At 63.3% G+C, this 14,753-nt stretch carries 11 protein-coding genes; all 11 read left to right on the top strand.

Annotated elements, in window-relative coordinates; translation table 11 throughout:
- Positions 1-94 precede the first annotated feature (94 nt).
- Positions 95-1,894, top strand: a complete 1,800-nt coding sequence (locus tag FA04_RS21025; RefSeq protein ID WP_034790250.1) for an adenine deaminase — start codon at positions 95-97, stop codon at positions 1,892-1,894.
- Between the two features lie 59 nt (positions 1,895-1,953).
- On the top strand, positions 1,954-3,354 hold the full coding sequence (locus tag FA04_RS21020; protein WP_034790254.1) for an NCS2 family permease: 1,401 nt from the start codon (positions 1,954-1,956) through the stop codon (positions 3,352-3,354).
- A 67-nt stretch (positions 3,355-3,421) separates the two neighbouring features.
- Complete coding sequence (ade, locus tag FA04_RS21015) at positions 3,422-5,218, top strand: adenine deaminase (RefSeq protein ID WP_034790256.1); 1,797 nt, start codon at positions 3,422-3,424, stop codon at positions 5,216-5,218.
- A 530-nt stretch (positions 5,219-5,748) separates the two neighbouring features.
- On the top strand, positions 5,749-7,425 hold the full coding sequence (locus FA04_RS21010; RefSeq protein ID WP_034790258.1) for a putative bifunctional diguanylate cyclase/phosphodiesterase: 1,677 nt from the start codon (positions 5,749-5,751) through the stop codon (positions 7,423-7,425).
- Positions 7,426-7,573: 148 nt separating this feature from the next.
- On the top strand, positions 7,574-8,092 hold the full coding sequence (locus FA04_RS21005) for a hypothetical protein (RefSeq protein WP_034790260.1): 519 nt from the start codon (positions 7,574-7,576) through the stop codon (positions 8,090-8,092).
- Positions 8,092-9,264 carry a class I SAM-dependent methyltransferase gene (locus FA04_RS21000; RefSeq protein WP_034790262.1) on the top strand — a complete coding sequence of 391 codons (1,173 nt, stop codon included), beginning with the start codon at positions 8,092-8,094 and terminating at the stop codon, positions 9,262-9,264. The genes FA04_RS21005 and FA04_RS21000 overlap by 1 nt, the downstream gene beginning before the upstream one ends.
- Complete coding sequence (locus FA04_RS20995) at positions 9,261-11,621, top strand: SpoIIE family protein phosphatase (protein ID WP_034790264.1); 2,361 nt, start codon at positions 9,261-9,263, stop codon at positions 11,619-11,621. Before FA04_RS21000 ends, FA04_RS20995 begins: the two co-directional genes overlap by 4 nt.
- 4 nt (positions 11,622-11,625) lie before the next feature.
- The gene (locus FA04_RS20990; RefSeq protein WP_034790266.1) at positions 11,626-12,186 is read left to right on the top strand and encodes a slr1658 superfamily regulator; all 561 of its coding nucleotides are present in this window, start codon (positions 11,626-11,628) and stop codon (positions 12,184-12,186) included.
- Positions 12,187-12,199: 13 nt separating this feature from the next.
- Complete coding sequence (locus FA04_RS20985; protein ID WP_034790268.1) at positions 12,200-12,541, top strand: slr1659 superfamily regulator; 342 nt, start codon at positions 12,200-12,202, stop codon at positions 12,539-12,541.
- 219 nt (positions 12,542-12,760) lie between these two features.
- Positions 12,761-13,438 carry a FadR/GntR family transcriptional regulator gene (locus FA04_RS20980; protein ID WP_034790270.1) on the top strand — a complete coding sequence of 226 codons (678 nt, stop codon included), beginning with the start codon at positions 12,761-12,763 and terminating at the stop codon, positions 13,436-13,438.
- Positions 13,435-14,739, top strand: a complete 1,305-nt coding sequence (locus tag FA04_RS20975) for a CynX/NimT family MFS transporter (protein WP_051659188.1) — start codon at positions 13,435-13,437, stop codon at positions 14,737-14,739. Before FA04_RS20980 ends, FA04_RS20975 begins: the two co-directional genes overlap by 4 nt.
- The last annotated feature ends 14 nt before the right edge of the window (positions 14,740-14,753 follow it).

Genomic DNA, 14,753 nt, shown 5'->3' with positions numbered 1-14,753 from the left:
GCACGATATGTCCAGAGAATAGCCTATTTCGGCCCATTGTGTAAACGACTGGGAATTGGGAATATTCACTGGAGCTAAGGGAGAAGAGGTTCCAGTGAGCGATATCAGAGAATTCATTCGCGCCGCATCGGGCACCGGCGGCAAGGCAACGTTGGCGATCCGCGGCGGTCGCCTGGTCAACGTCGTTTCGGAAGAGATCTACCAGGCCGACGTCGCGATCTATGGCGAACGCATCATCGCCGTCGGCGACATCTCCGACTATATCGGGCCAGAGACCAGGATCGTCGATGCCACCGGCAAATACCTGGCACCCGGCATGATCGACGGGCATCTGCATGTCGAATGCTCGAAGATGTCACTGACGAGCTTTGCCAAGGCCGTCGTGCCGCTCGGCACCACCTCGATCGTCACCGGCCTCGACCAGATCATCGTCGTCGGCGGCCCGGCCGCGGCGCGCGAGTTCCTCGACGAGGCAAAACAGACGCCACTCAAGGTCTTCTGGGGCGCGCCTTGCAAGACGCCCTACACCATGCCGCGCTCGACCGTCGGCCACTATTTCAGCCCGGCCGACCACCAGGCGACGCACCACTGGCCGGAATGCGTCGGCATATGGGAAACCGTGCGCGAGTTCATCCAGGAGGAGGACGCCGACGTGCTCGCGGCGCTCGAACTCGCCGAAAAGAGCCGCCTGCCGGTTCTCGGCTGCTGCCCGATGACCCGTGGCGCGCGGCTCAACGGCTACCAGCAGTCCGGCGTTCGCGCCGACCACGAGAGCTACACGCCGGAAGAAATGCTCGAAAAGCTGCGCGCCGGCATGCATGTCGTTGTACGAGAATCCTCGATCTCGCACTTCCTCGCCGACAACCTGCGCATCGTCACGGAAATGGGCGTTAAGGCGCTGCGCCGCATCAGCTTCTGCACCGATGACGTGGTAGCAAGCGACATCCTCAAGCGCGGCCATCTCGACCACATGGTGCGCATGGCGATCGCCATGGGCATTTCGCCGATGGCGGCGATCCAGATGGCGACGATCAACGGCGCCGATGCGCTCCGCATCGACGACAAGGTCGGCTCGATCTCGCCCGGCCGCGCGGCCGACATCCTGCTCGTCGACGACCTGCGCAACTTCACCATCGAAACCGTCGTCGCCAAGGGTGAAGTCGTCGCCCGCAACGGCAAGATGGCGATCGAACTGATCCCGCCGCAGCGCAGCGTCGCACTTCTGAACTCGGTGAAGGTCGCGCCGCTTCAGCCCGGCGATCTCAAGGTCGCCTATCACGGCGCCGGCGAGACGGCAGACGCCATGGCGATCGCCGTCACCCCGGAAAAGATCTTCGTGCGCACTCGCCGCGACGTGACGCTTGCGGTCAAGGACGGCCAGGTGCTCGCAGATCCCGCACGGGACGTGCAATACGTCACCGTCGTCGAACGCTACGGCAAGACGAGCAACCGTCCGGTCGCCTTTGCGTCGGGCTTCGGCCTCAAGCAAGGCGCGATCGCCAGCTCCACTGCGCCCGATGACAACAACATCATCTGCATCGGCGCCGATCTCGAGGATATGCGTATCGCCATCAACCACCTGATCGCCAACCATGGTGGCCAGGTCGTGGTCAGGAACGGCAAGGTCGAGGCCTTCCTGCACCTGCCGATCGGCGGCATCGTTTCCGACATCGAGCCGGCCGAGATGGCAGCGCTGGAAGACCAGCTCGACGACGCGGCCCGCGCCCTCGGCTGCCCGCTGCCCTGGCCCTTCATGTACATGTTCGTGTTGCAGATCACGGCGATCCCGGAATATGCGATCACCGATCTCGGTGTCGTCGACTGCGTCGGGCTGAAGGTGATCTCGCCGTTTTCGCCCGCCGGCGGGGACGAGCGCGCCGTCGCTGCGGAATGATGCCTTGGAAGGGGGCCGGTCATGCCGGCCCCCTTCTTCGTTCAAAAAAGGGGAACAAGATGAACTATCAGAACAAGTCCGTGGAGGCGGCACCAAGCCCGGAGACATCCTGGCTCGCAGCGCTGCTCGACCGCTACTTCCAGATTTCGCGGCTCGGCTCGACCATCCGCACCGAGATCCTCGCAGGACTCACCACCTTCCTCGCCGCCTCCTACGTCATCGTCGTCAATCCCTCGATCCTGGCGCATGCCGGCATTCCATTTTCGGCCGGCGTGACGGCGACGGTGCTCGTCAGCTTCATCGGCAGCTGCGCCATGGGGCTCTATGCGCGTAGCCCCATTCTGGTGGCGCCGGGCATGGGCATCAACGCGCTCTTTGCCTACACCATGGTGGTCGGCGCCAAGGTGCCGCTCGAGGTCGCGCTTGGCTGCGTCTTCTGGGCCGGCGTGCTCTTTACCGTCATGGCGTTCTTCAATCTGCGCCAGACGATCATCGAGGCGATCCCTGTCGATCTGCGCTATGGCATCGCCTGCGGTATCGGCCTCTTCATCGCGCTGATCGGCCTGGAAAACGCCAAGTTCATCGTCGCCAACCCCGACACGATCGTTGGTCTCACGCAGTTCAACCCGGTCACCCTCACCTTCATCGCCGGCTTCGTGCTCACGGTGGCGCTGGTGGTGCGGCGGGTTCCGGGCGCGATGATGGCCGGCATGATCCTCACCACTATTCTCTCGATCCCGATCGGTCGCTGGTGGGGCGACGGCAGCGCGTTTTGGCCGGAGACGCCGGATGTGCACACGCTGGTCAACTGGAGCGGTCTCTCCGCTGCACCGGATTTCAGCTTCGTCGGCCAGATCGATCTCCTGGGCGCACTGAACCTGATCTACCTGCCCTTCATCTTTGTCTTCCTGTTCACCAACTTCATCGAGGCGCTCTCGACCTTCCTTGGCCTCGCGGAAGCGGCAGACCTCAAGGATGAAAACGGCATGCCGCGCAACATCCGGGAATCGATGCATGTCGACGCCATCGCGGCACTGATTTCCGCACCGCTCGGCACCAGCCCGGCGACCGTCTATCTCGAATCCGGCGCCGGCATCCAGCAGGGTGGACGCACCGGTCTCGTCGCGCTGGTCGCGGGTCTGCTCTTCGTGCCCTTCCTGTTTTTGTCGCCGCTGCTTTCTCTGGTGCCGGCGGTTGCGACCGCCCCGGTGCTGATCCTCACCGGCCTCTTCATGTCCGAGCCTATCAGCAACATCCGCTGGAGCGCGCTCGACGAGGCGATCCCGGCCTTCCTTGCGATCGTATTGATCCCGCTCACCTTCTCGATCACGCTCGGCCTGTCGCTCGCGATCATCGCCTATGTGCTGATCAAGCTGGTCTGCGGCCGGGCTGGCGATGTAAGACCGGTCATGTGGTTCGTGGCACTGCTCGCCGCAGCGCTCGTCGCCCAGACCCAGTAACCGCCAGAAAATCCGACGGCGCCCTTAATGCAAGGGCGCCGACATCGCCCATCCGAAGGAAACAGTCATGCTTCAATCCTGGTCGAAGACCGCACCCGAACTGGTCGACGTCGCCATGGGCCGCAAGCCCGCCGATCTCGTGATCCGCAACGGCAAATGGGTCAACGTCTACTCCGGCGAAATCATCCCCGGCACCGATATCGCCGTCAAAGCCGGCCGCTTCGCCTATGTCGGTCCGGATGCCAGCCACACGATCGGCGAAGGCACCAAGGTCGTCGACGCCGCCGGGCGCTATCTTGTTCCCGGCCTCTGCGACGCGCACATGCATGTGGAGAGCGGCCTCGTCACCGTTACCGAATTTGCCCGCGCGGTCATTCCGCACGGCACCACCACCATGTTCATCGACCCGCACGAGATCGCCAATGTGCTCGGCCTCGACGGCGTCCGGCTGATGAACGAAGAAGCCCAGAGTCTGCCGATCAACGTGTTGGTCCAGGTACCGAGCTGCGTGCCGAGCGCCCCGGGTCTTGAAACTGCCGGCGCCGAGCTTTCAGCACAGGATGTCGCCGAGGCGCTTGCCTGGCCGAACGTCATCGGTCTCGGCGAGATGATGAATTTCCCCGGCGTTGCCGGAAACGATCCGAAGATGATGGCCGAGATCGCCGCCACCCAGGATGCGCGGCTGACCGTCGGCGGGCACTATGCCTCGCCGCATCTCGGCCGCGAGTTCCACGCCTATGCCGCCGGCGGACCGGCCGACGACCATGAAGGCACGACGGTCGACGACGCAATCGCCCGTGTGCGCCAGGGCATGCGCGCCATGTTGCGCCTCGGCTCCGCCTGGTACGACATTGCCGCGCAGATCAAGGCCGTCACCGAATCCGGCCTCGACCCGCGCAACTTCCTGCTCTGCACCGACGACAGCCACTCCGGCACGCTGGTTCACGACGGACACATGAACCGCGTCGTGCGCCATGCCATCGCTCAGGGTCTGAAACCCGTGACCGCGATCCAGATGGCGACGCTCAACACCGCCCAGCATTTCGGCCTGGAGCGCGAAATCGGCTCGATCGCACCGGGTCGCCGGGCAGACCTGATCGTCACCTCGGACCTCGCCGCGCTGCCGATCGAAATGGTGTTTGCCCGCGGCGAGCTGATGGCAGAGAACGGCACACTCGCGCGCGATATCCCGGCCTATGTCTACCCGGAAAGCGCCCGCAACACCGTCCACCTTGGCCGGTTACTGGCCGCCGCGGATTTCGACATCCCATCCAACGCACGGGCGACGCGCGCGCGGGTCAACGTCATCGGCGTCGTCGAGAACCAGGCGCCGACGCGGGCGCTTCAGGCCGAGGTGGCGATCGAGAACGGCCTCGTGCAGATGGACCGGGCCAACGACGTCTGCCAGATCGCGCTCGTCGAGCGCCACCGCGGCACCGGCGACGTGGTCAACGCCTTCGTCTCCGGCTTCGGCTATGACAGCGATTGCGCCATGGCGAGCACGGTCGCCCATGACAGCCACCATATGATCGTGGTCGGCACGAACAAGGCGGACATGGCCAAGGCCGCCAACCGCCTGCACGAGGTCGGCGGCGGCATCGTCGTCATCAAGGAAGGCCGCGAACTGGCCCTGGTCGAGCTGCCCGTCGCCGGCCTGATGTCGGATCAGCGAGCGGAGATCGTCGCCGAGAAAGCGGCCGCCATCGTCGAGGCCATGCGCGCCTGTGGCTGCCGGCTGAACAACGCCTATATGCAGCACTCGCTGCTTGCGCTCGTCGTCATTCCGGAACTGCGCATTTCCGACAAGGGCCTGATCGACGTCCGGACCTTCCAGAAGACCGACGTGATTCTGAGCACGCACTGAGCTTAATAGCGATTGGCCACCGGCAACCCGGTGGCCAACTCGCCCGTGGTTCTTAATTCCGGGTGATCGCGGGATGGGTCAAGCCACATAATCCCCTGAAAACTTCCTTTATGGTTAACCGAAACTTAAACGGAGCCCAACGGCCCCGTTGCCCGGGCGTATCTGCCGTTTGCTTAACCGCGACCGGCCGCAGTAGACGCCCGAAACCCTTGCTGATATGGCGTCCCACAATGGGACATGCGTATAGGCGGAGCTGAAACGCCCACAGCTGTTCCGCCCCAAATTGCATGCAATGATGGCAAATGATACAAGAGGAAGCTTATATACAACCGTGTGGGGCAAAGGATATCGAGCAGCGCTCGCCATGCTCCGAAGCGAGGTTTCCACAGGTAAGATCGCAGGCAGCCTATTGGCATTGACCCGGGCGGGCGACGCGGTAGCTTTGCAGAAGGACGAGCCGAACCGGAGCGCCGCTGGAGCGGGCTTTTATATTCTTCCGGCGCGTTCGAAACAGAGAGGGAAAGGCAAGCATGCCGGACACTGATGCAACCTTGTCTGCTTCAGCTTCAGTGCAGGATCCCGTTGCGGCTCATATGGACGAGGTTCTCTCGTTCTATGACGAGGCCTTTCATCTGACCAGCGCCTCGCCGGCGCTGCAGGAAACCTACGAAGTCGGCACGCTTGTCGATGCCACCCTGTGGCATCTCTATCCCGAACTGCTTGCGCCCGTTTCCAAGGCGGCGGTGGAATCCGTCATCGCTTACGGCGTGCCGCGCAGCGTCGAGGTGGTCGACGCCGCCACCAAGTCGCGGCGCACGCTGCTCGTCTTTCGCGCCATGCGCGGCATCGGCGTGCTCGAAACGAGCGGCCGCGCGACCCGCCGCGAGATCGGCAGCCATGGCGAAAGCGAACGCGCGCTGCTGTTGCACCAGGCGACCCACGACGTGCTGACGGGCCTGCCCAACCGGCGGCAGTTCAGCGACGACCTGCAGAGTATCCTGCCGACATCCGGCGAGAAGCTGGCGCTGATGCAGATCGACCTCGACGATTTCAAGCCGGTCAACGACACACTCGGCCACGGCGCCGGCGACGCCGTCCTCAAGATGGCGGCCGAGCGCATTCGCGGCGCCCTTCGCGACGGCGAAGTCGCCTATCGCCTGGCCGGCGACGAATTCGCCGTCATCCAGCGTCAAAGCGACCAGCCGGCGGACGCCGAGTATCTCGCCGAGGCACTGATCGAGGCGTTCAGCGAACCTTTCACCATCGATGGCATCTCCGTCTTCGTCGGCGCCAGCATCGGCATTGCCATTGCGCCGAACGACGGAAACGACATCGAGCAACTGATGAAGGCGGCGGACATTGCGCTCTATGCCGCCAAGAAGGATGGACGAGGCAGGGCAAAGACCTTCAGCCGTTCCATGCTGATCGTGCTGGAACAGCGCGAGATGCTGCGCCGCAGTCTGCGCACCGCGCTGCAGGACAAGCAGTTTTCAATCGAATACCAGCCACTCGTCGAGCCGCCATTTTCGATCGTCGGCTTCGAGGCGCTGGTGCGCTGGCATCATCCGCTGGTCGGCACGATCCCGCCCAACGTCTTCATCCCGATGGCGGAAGCCGACGGCCTGATGAACGAGATCGGCCAATGGGTCCTGGAGGAGGCCTGCCGGCAGGCTGCCACCTGGCCGTCGCATTTCACCGTCGCCGTCAACCTGTCGCCGGCGGAGTTCCTGCGCGAGGGCCTGACGGACCGGATCGCCCAGGCAATCGACATGGCGGGCTTGAGGGCCGACCGGCTGGAACTGGAAGTTACCGAATCGGTGCTGCTTGAACGCACGACCAACAATCTCGACACGCTGAACACCCTCAACGTGCTCGGCATCCAGATCTCGCTCGACGATTTCGGCACCTTCTATTCGTCGCTCAGCTACCTCAAGAACTTCCCCTTCGATACGATCAAGATCGACCGCTATTTCATCAAGGATCTGGAGAGCGACGAAAAGAGCCAGACGATCGTCCGGTCGATCATCGCCCTTGCCCACGGTCTCGGCATGCGCGTGACCGCCGAGGGCGTCGAGACGATCGGGCAGGCCGTCTGGCTTCGAAAAGAGGGTTGCGACCGTCTGCAGGGTTATTTCCTGGGCATGCCCATGCCGGCGGACGCGATCGGCGCCTATCTTCGCCGCTCATCGGCAATGGCGACGCTGTAGCCCCCCACATCTGTGCGTTGCGCCCGATATGGCGCGAGGCAATACCTGGGTTGTCTTCATGCAAGATCCCGGGGTTGCGTGGTTAGAAATCATTATAGAAAGTGGCGTATGGCCGTGGCAGAGTTCGGGGTGCGGAGGACATTGCTGCATGGGTGCTAGTGTCAATAAGACCACGGAAACGGCTTTCGAGCCGCTGCTTCAGTTCGATATGGAGATGGAAGATTTCCTTTCGGACTGGCACCATTGCGATCATGTCTCGAGCTACCTCGCCCGGATGATCAGCCACAACAGGACCGATCCGGTACGGCATTCCAACTTCTTTTCCTCCGCCCTCAACGAGCTTCTGGAGGTTTCGTTTCGCGGCGGCACCACCGACGGAAAGATCGGCCTGTCGATCTATCGCCAAGGCGCCACGGAACGGGTTCAACTGAGCTTTCCATGCCCACCTGGTCAGGCGCGCTTCTATCGCGAGGCTGTCTCGAAAACCCGTGAGAGCGATGCCCAGGCCCGCTATCTCGACGCCATTTCCAACGACCTTGCCCCCAGCCGGGAATCGGTGCTTCTGGACCTGGCGGTCAACTATGACGCCCGCCTCCGGCTTGACGAGGATGCGGCTCCGGCCATCACCCTGATCGTGGATCTTCCTCTTGAAGGAATGGTGAGTTGATGGCGGCGAGCCTTCCTCAGCGTTTCAAGGTCGACTTCGATCCGAACAGCCAGATCTTCTCGCTTGCCGGAACGATTCGGCCGCGTTCGATCGATGAAATCGCCGAGAGTATCCATGCGCTGAGGGAAGCCATCGATACGGTGCGCGGCGTTCTCTATATCGATGTGAAGCGCCTCATCCAGATGAACAACACGGCCTTCCAGGCCTTCATCCGGGTCGCCCTCGACGCCTGCCGGGAGCGGTCGGACCTGCGCCTGATCGTCATCACGTCAAGCGTCGTCAGCTGGACGACGCGCATGTTCCGGCACCTGAGCACGATCGAGCCGCAGATCTCCGTCGAGGTCTATGATTCGATGTTCTATCCTGGCCAGGACTACTTCGAGGATACGAGCTTCATCCCAATCCTGCGCGCGCAGACGAAATTGACCTGGCGCCACGAGCGCACCATCCTGCCGCGCCACGGCATGCGGCCCGGCATCGCCGTGGCCGACATCTGCTGCGGCATCGGCGATTTCGCCGTGCTCGCGCAGAAGGAGTTCCAGCCGTCGCGGATCGTCGCGCTCGACCACTCGAAGCCGAGCCTCGCCTATGCCCGAAAGGTGGCCGCCGAGTTCGGCGTGACGGGTATCGAATACACCTACGGCGACGCGTCGGAGATGCTGCTTGAGGACAACCAGTTCGACTTCGTGAGTTGCCGCCACTCGCTGCAGGTCTTCAATCAGCCGGAGCTGCTTCTCAAGGAACTCTATCGGATCGTGAAGCCGGGCGGCCGCGTCTACATCACCAACGAGAAGAACTCGCACTGCCTCGGCGAGCCGCGGGCGCAAAGCATCCAATGGACCTACAATGAGCTCGCGCGGCTTTTGAGCAATTTCGAGATAGATGTGGAGTTCGGGCCGAAGAGCCGGCGCTATCTTGCCGACACGGGCTTCGACGACATCCTGGTCGAATCCTTCATGGTCACCAATCTGGACGGTGACCCACAGGATTTCGCCGATATCATCGCCGGCTGGGAGAAGATGTTTGCGGACATGGCGGTGAGGCACGGCGAAACACCCGAATTCATCGAGCGGTTCCGCCAGGGCTTCCGGGATCACATCTTCGCTGCACTGCATCCGAAGGGCTATGCGGGCTGGCCGATCTGGGCAGCGTCCGGGCGCAAACCACTATGAGCGCGAGCAATATCAAACGCCCCCGGTTCGGTTTGAGATCCTTTCGCGCCAAGTTCGTGCTGGTCGTCGGCAGCGCCGTGCTCTTCGACCTCCTGCTGACAGGCGGGCTGGCGCTCTGGAACGTTCAAAGACTGTCGCGCGACGCGACGACGGAAGTCGGACAGGGCCTGCAAAACGCCAACGAAGACTACATGCTCACCTACGCGGAATCGACGGCCGCGCGGGTTAATCTTCTGCTCGGCCAGGTTCACGCCGACGTCGCCACGCTCGCGGGCGTAATCCAGGCGCAGATCGACCGCCCCGTGCGCCGGTCCGACGTCGGTGAGGCACTTGCGCGGCACGCACCGGAGTCCGTTACCGTCACTTACGATGCCAAAGGTGGGTGGGCGCAAAACCTTCCGGGGCCGCTCTCGAGCGTAAGCGTCTGGAGCTATCTCCTTGGCCCCGACCATCGGCCACTACCCGAGGTGCAGGCCGATATTGAGAACAGCGCCGTTCTCGATCTGGTTGCGCCCGCCCTGCTTGCGCACGGCCGCTCCAAACTGCAGATGTACTACGTCGGACCAAAAGAGCGGCCGATCTTGCGGATGGCGCCCTATGCGGATCAGGCGCAGACGTTCGACCGTCTCTACCCCGGCCATAACGAAGCCAACTTCTGGAACTTCTTCTTCCCCGGCCTCTATGAGTCCTGGGAGGAATGGGCGAAGCAACCGAGCCTCAGGCCCGTTGCAGCCGATACCACGCAAACGGCACCTTATACCGATGCCGCCTCGGGCAAACTGATCGTCAGCTTCTTCCAGCCACTCTGGACGCCCGACCGCAAAGGTGTCGCCGGAGCAACCGGAACCGATATCACGCTCGACCAGCTGGCCGAGGTTGTCGAAAGCGTCAAGGTCGGCGACAGCGGCTTCGGATTTCTGGTGATGTCCGACGGCAACGTGCTTGCCATCAATCCGGTCGGCGAAAAGGTGATCGGCCTGCGGCGGTCCAGCGACACGGGTGGACAAGGCGTCACCGGGTTGGAGCGCTCGCTGCGCCGCAGCGCCCAGCCCGCGATCGCAGAGCTGCCGCTTGGCACCGATGGCGCCATTCAGCGGGTGCTGCTCGATGAGGGTGGTGAGAAGGTCCCCTATCTCATTCTCCTCAAGCAGCTCGAGCCGGAGAACCTCTGGGTTTCCGGCCCGGTGCGCCGCGAGACCATGTCGATCGGCATCGTCGTGCCGGAGCGCGAAATCTATGCCTCGCTGTTTGCGGCACAGGCGAGTATCTCTGAAGCGACGAACCGCATCCTCATCTATCAGATCCTGGCCCTGCTCGCTTCGCTGCTGTTCGTCACGCTCGCCGTGTTCGGCATCTCCAAGCGGGTCACCCGCGGCATCAGCGCGCTCGCCGGAGCGGCAACCAGCATCGAGGCGAAGGACTACTCCGTCCGTGTGCCCATCACGACGCGCGACGAAGTCGGTGAAGCCGCTATCGCGTTCAATAGAATGGCTGAGGAGATCAGCTACCATACCGAGAACCTCGAAAACCTGGTGACCGAACGCACCAAGCAGCTCGAGGACGCCAACCATCAGATTTCGACGCTGAATACCCAACTGCGCAGCGAGAACCTGCGCCTTGGCGCCGAACTCGCCGTCGCCAAGCAGATCCAGATGATGGTGCTGCCGAAGGCCGGCGAGCTCGCGGAAATCGCCGATCTCGAAATCGCCGCCTATATGCGCCCGGCCGACGAGGTGGGCGGCGACTACTACGATGTGCTGCGCGACGGTGAGCGGCTGAAGATCGGCATCGGCGACGTGACCGGTCATGGCCTTGAAAGCGGCGTGCTGATGCTGATGGTGCAGTCGGTCGCAAGGGCCCTGCAGGAAGCCGGCGACATGGACCCGGAGCAGTTTCTCAACCGCCTCAACCGCGCCATCTACAAGAACATCGTGCGCACCAACACTGACAAGCATCTGTCGTTGGCCTTCCTCGACTACGACCACGGCCGCCTGACGCTGTCGGGGCAGCACGAGGAACTGATCGTCGTGCGCAAGGGTGCGGAAATCGAGCGGATCGACACGCTCGACCTCGGCCTGCCGATTGGCCTGGAATCGGACATTTCGCGCTTTGTTGCCACCCGCGAGATCTCGTTCGGCCGCGGCGACATGATCGTGCTGCATACGGACGGCGTGACCGAGGCAGCGAACGCCAAGGGCGAACTGTTTGGCATCGAGCGACTGTGCGAGAGTGCCGGAAAGTTTTACGGACAGAGCGCCGAGGACGTCAAATCGGGTATCATCAACGACCTGATGGCGCATATCGGCAAGCAGAAGATCTACGACGACATCACGCTCGTCGTCATGAGACACAGGTGATCAGATGACCACGCTCTACGGACTGGCGGACCTGACGATCGGCGCCCACCAGAAGATGACCCGGCTGCGTCTTTACGACGGGCCGCTGGATCTCAGCTGGAAGCATTGCGCCATGGCTTCGGATTTCGTCGCCGAACTGGCGGCGCTGCGCTATCGCGCGTCGCGCAACACCTATCGGGAAGTGCGCCACAACATCGGCTACCTCACCAACGAACTGGTCGAGAATGCCGTGAAGTTCCGCGCTTCCGGTTCCGTGGTCGTCGAGGCCGCCCTCGAGGGCCACAGCTTCCGCACGAAAGTGTCGAACGTGATCGACAACGAAGCGGCTGCGCGCTTCCAGGATCTTTTGTCCGAGATCGCCGACGGCGACCCGGGCGACCTGCTCATCGAGCGCATCGAAGCCAACGCAACCGGGCTCGGCAAGAGCGGCTCGGGGCTTGGTCTTTTGACGCTGATGAGCGATTATGGCGTTCGTTTCGCTTGGGTTTTTGGCGCCCAGGGTGACGACGGCGAAACCTCATTGGAGACTTATGCCTCCATTGCGGTCCCAGACCTCTCGAACTGATGAGCCGGTGAACATGGAAAACAAGGACGAAGAAGAGTATCGCGTTTGGTCCGAAGGCAACGATATTCATTTTGAAGGCACGATGCGGCTGCCGGGAACGGAGGCCTATGCCCCGATCTTCTCGACGGTGATGGGCGTTCTGGAGACCGAGCCTGAGCACATCACGATCGACCTCACCGAACTGCAGTTCCTGAACTCGTCCGGGATCAACCTGCTCGCCAAGCTGACGATCGAGGCACGCAACCGCCCGAACGTGCAATTGACGGTGCGCGGAACCTCTGAGATCCCGTGGCAGTCGAAATCGCTGCCGAACCTCAAGAAGCTGCATCCCGGCCTCGATCTCAGGCTCAACTGAGATCACGCGGTGCCGGGACTGGATTCCCGTAGCTAAAGCCTGAGTATCGCGCGCCGACCGGCGCGCGACCGCGATTCCGCGCGCCAGCCACCGACAAATCCTGTCGCCGAAACCGGCCTCACGACGCTTCGACGCCTTCTTCATTCCCCGTCGTCACGCTTGACTCTGCGAACGCCTCACCCTATTGATCAAATCATCTGATGACTTGATGAGCAGACAATGCAACCGATCAATCGTACCAACCTTGCCGAGAGCGCTGCCGAAAGCCTGCGGGCGGAAATCCTCAGCGGCCGCTGGGCTATCGGCGAACGCATTCCCAACGAGACGGCGCTGACCGAGCTTCTGGCGGTGAGCCGCGGAACCGTGCGCGAGGCCGTTCGGGTCCTGATCTCGAAGGGGCTGCTCGACGCCCGCCAGGGCTCCGGCACCTATGTCCGCTCGACGGTCGATAGCTCGGGCGCGCTTGACCGCGTCAAGCGGGCGAGCCTGCGCGACCAATGGGAGGCGCGCGCGGCCCTCGACGTGGAAGCCGCACGCCTGGCGGCGCTGCGACATTCGCCCAAGGATCTGGAACATATGAAGCGCCTTCTTCTCGCCCGCGGCACGGTTTCCGATGGCGGGCGTGAGGCCTTCGGACGGCGCGACATCGCCTTTCATCGGTCGATCGTCGAGGCCTCCGGCAACAGGGCCATCGTCGAGCTCTATGACTTTTTCACTTCGGCCATTCTTGAAACCATTCACTCGACGCTGTCAGGCGACCTGCCGGAGCCGGACGACCGGGCGCATGCGGCGATCGTCGAGGCCATTGCGGCCAGTGATCCGGACAAGGCCGCGGCCGCCGTTCGGGCGTTCATGGCCCCCGTCCTCGCTGAACTTGATCGGCTACTTTCCCAATGAACCAGACTTTTCGTGATCCCCACAAAGCCGAAGCCGCCGAACCGCTGGACATCGAAGACCAGCTTATCGATGCCGAGGCCGACAGCCTGCCGGCACCGCAACCACCGGTGCTGAGCCGCAGCGCCCGCATCCTGCTGGGCGCCAGCCTCGTGCTCATCGCTTTTAACCTCAGGCCGCTGTTTTCAAGTCTCTCGGTGCTGCTGCCCGAGGTGATGCAGGCGACCGGCCTTTCCACCGCCAGCGCCAGCGTGCTCACCACCCTGCCGGTGCTCTGCCTCGGCCTTTTCGCGCCGCTTGCGCCGAAGCTCGCCCAACGCTTTGGTGCCGAACGCACGCTTCTCGGGGTGCTCGTCCTGCTGACGCTCGGCACGGGTCTGCGCGGCGTTCAGTCCGTGCCGCTGCTTTTCCTTTCGACATTTGCGGCAGGTGCGGCGATCGCAATCGGCAACGTGCTGCTTCCCGGGCTCGTCAAGCGTGACTTTCCCGACCGCGCCGCGATGATGACGGGCCTTTATACCATGGCGCTGTGCGCCGGTGCTGCCAGCGCCGCCGGCCTGACGCTGACGATCGAACACCATGTGGTCGGCTCCTGGTCAGGCGCGCTCGCGGCCTGGGCGGTACCCGCCCTCATCGTGCTGATGATCTGGGCACCGCAGGCGCTGCGCGGCAAGGCGCAAGCCCGCCACAGCGGCTTCCGCGTCGTCGGCCTCTGGCGCGATCGGCTCGCCTGGCAGGTGACGCTCTTCATGGGTCTGCAATCCGCACTCGCCTATTGCGTCTTCGGCTGGATGGCGCCGATCCTGCGTGAGCGTGGCCTAGATGCCGCAACTGCCGGTGTGGTCGTCTCCGCCTCGATCATGATGCAGGTCGTCACCTGCCTGCTCGTGCCATCCTTCGCCGTAAGGCGCCGCGACCAGCGCGCCGTCTGCGTGGCGCTCGTCGCCGCCGCCGTCATCGCGCTGATCGGCATCCTTTTCGCGCCGCTCTCGACGGTGCTCGTCTGGGCTGTTCTGCAAGGGATCGGACAGGGCGGCCTGATTGCTGCGGCGATGACCCTCATTGTGCTGCGCTCGCCCGATTCGCACGTGGCGGCCCATCTCTCCGGCATGGCCCAGGGCGTCGGCTACGTGCTTGCCGCCATCGGCCCCCTGCTTGTCGGCTTCATCCGCAGCTGGACCGGCAGCTTCGCCGCCAGCGCCGTTCTCTTCATCGCGCTCGGCATCGGCGTGGCGATCATGGGTCTGGGCGCCGGCCGGGCGCTGCATGTCGGCGCACGAACCGTCCGGATAGACGACCGCTAAGACGGACGCGGATC

The sequence above is a fragment of the Ensifer adhaerens genome (assembly GCF_000697965.2).
GTDB lineage: Bacteria > Pseudomonadota > Alphaproteobacteria > Rhizobiales > Rhizobiaceae > Ensifer > Ensifer adhaerens.
This window is presented reverse-complemented; position numbering and strand designations above follow the sequence as displayed.

What these genes read in the sequence shown, in the direction of transcription:
- ade (WP_034790256.1), top strand. Translation starts at nt 3,422, where the DNA reads ATGCTTCAATCCTGGTCGAAGACCGCACCCGAACTGGTCGACGTCGCC.
- FA04_RS21005 (WP_034790260.1), top strand. Translation starts at nt 7,574, where the DNA reads ATGGGTGCTAGTGTCAATAAGACCACGGAAACGGCTTTCGAGCCGCTG.
- FA04_RS21000 (WP_034790262.1), top strand. Translation starts at nt 8,092, where the DNA reads ATGGCGGCGAGCCTTCCTCAGCGTTTCAAGGTCGACTTCGATCCGAAC.
- FA04_RS20985 (WP_034790268.1), top strand. Translation starts at nt 12,200, where the DNA reads ATGGAAAACAAGGACGAAGAAGAGTATCGCGTTTGGTCCGAAGGCAAC.
- FA04_RS20980 (WP_034790270.1), top strand. Translation starts at nt 12,761, where the DNA reads ATGCAACCGATCAATCGTACCAACCTTGCCGAGAGCGCTGCCGAAAGC.
- FA04_RS20975 (WP_051659188.1), top strand. Translation starts at nt 13,435, where the DNA reads ATGAACCAGACTTTTCGTGATCCCCACAAAGCCGAAGCCGCCGAACCG.
- FA04_RS20990 (WP_034790266.1), top strand. Translation starts at nt 11,626, where the DNA reads ATGACCACGCTCTACGGACTGGCGGACCTGACGATCGGCGCCCACCAG.
- FA04_RS21010 (WP_034790258.1), top strand. Translation starts at nt 5,749, where the DNA reads ATGCCGGACACTGATGCAACCTTGTCTGCTTCAGCTTCAGTGCAGGAT.
- FA04_RS21020 (WP_034790254.1), top strand. Translation starts at nt 1,954, where the DNA reads ATGAACTATCAGAACAAGTCCGTGGAGGCGGCACCAAGCCCGGAGACA.
- FA04_RS20995 (WP_034790264.1), top strand. Translation starts at nt 9,261, where the DNA reads ATGAGCGCGAGCAATATCAAACGCCCCCGGTTCGGTTTGAGATCCTTT.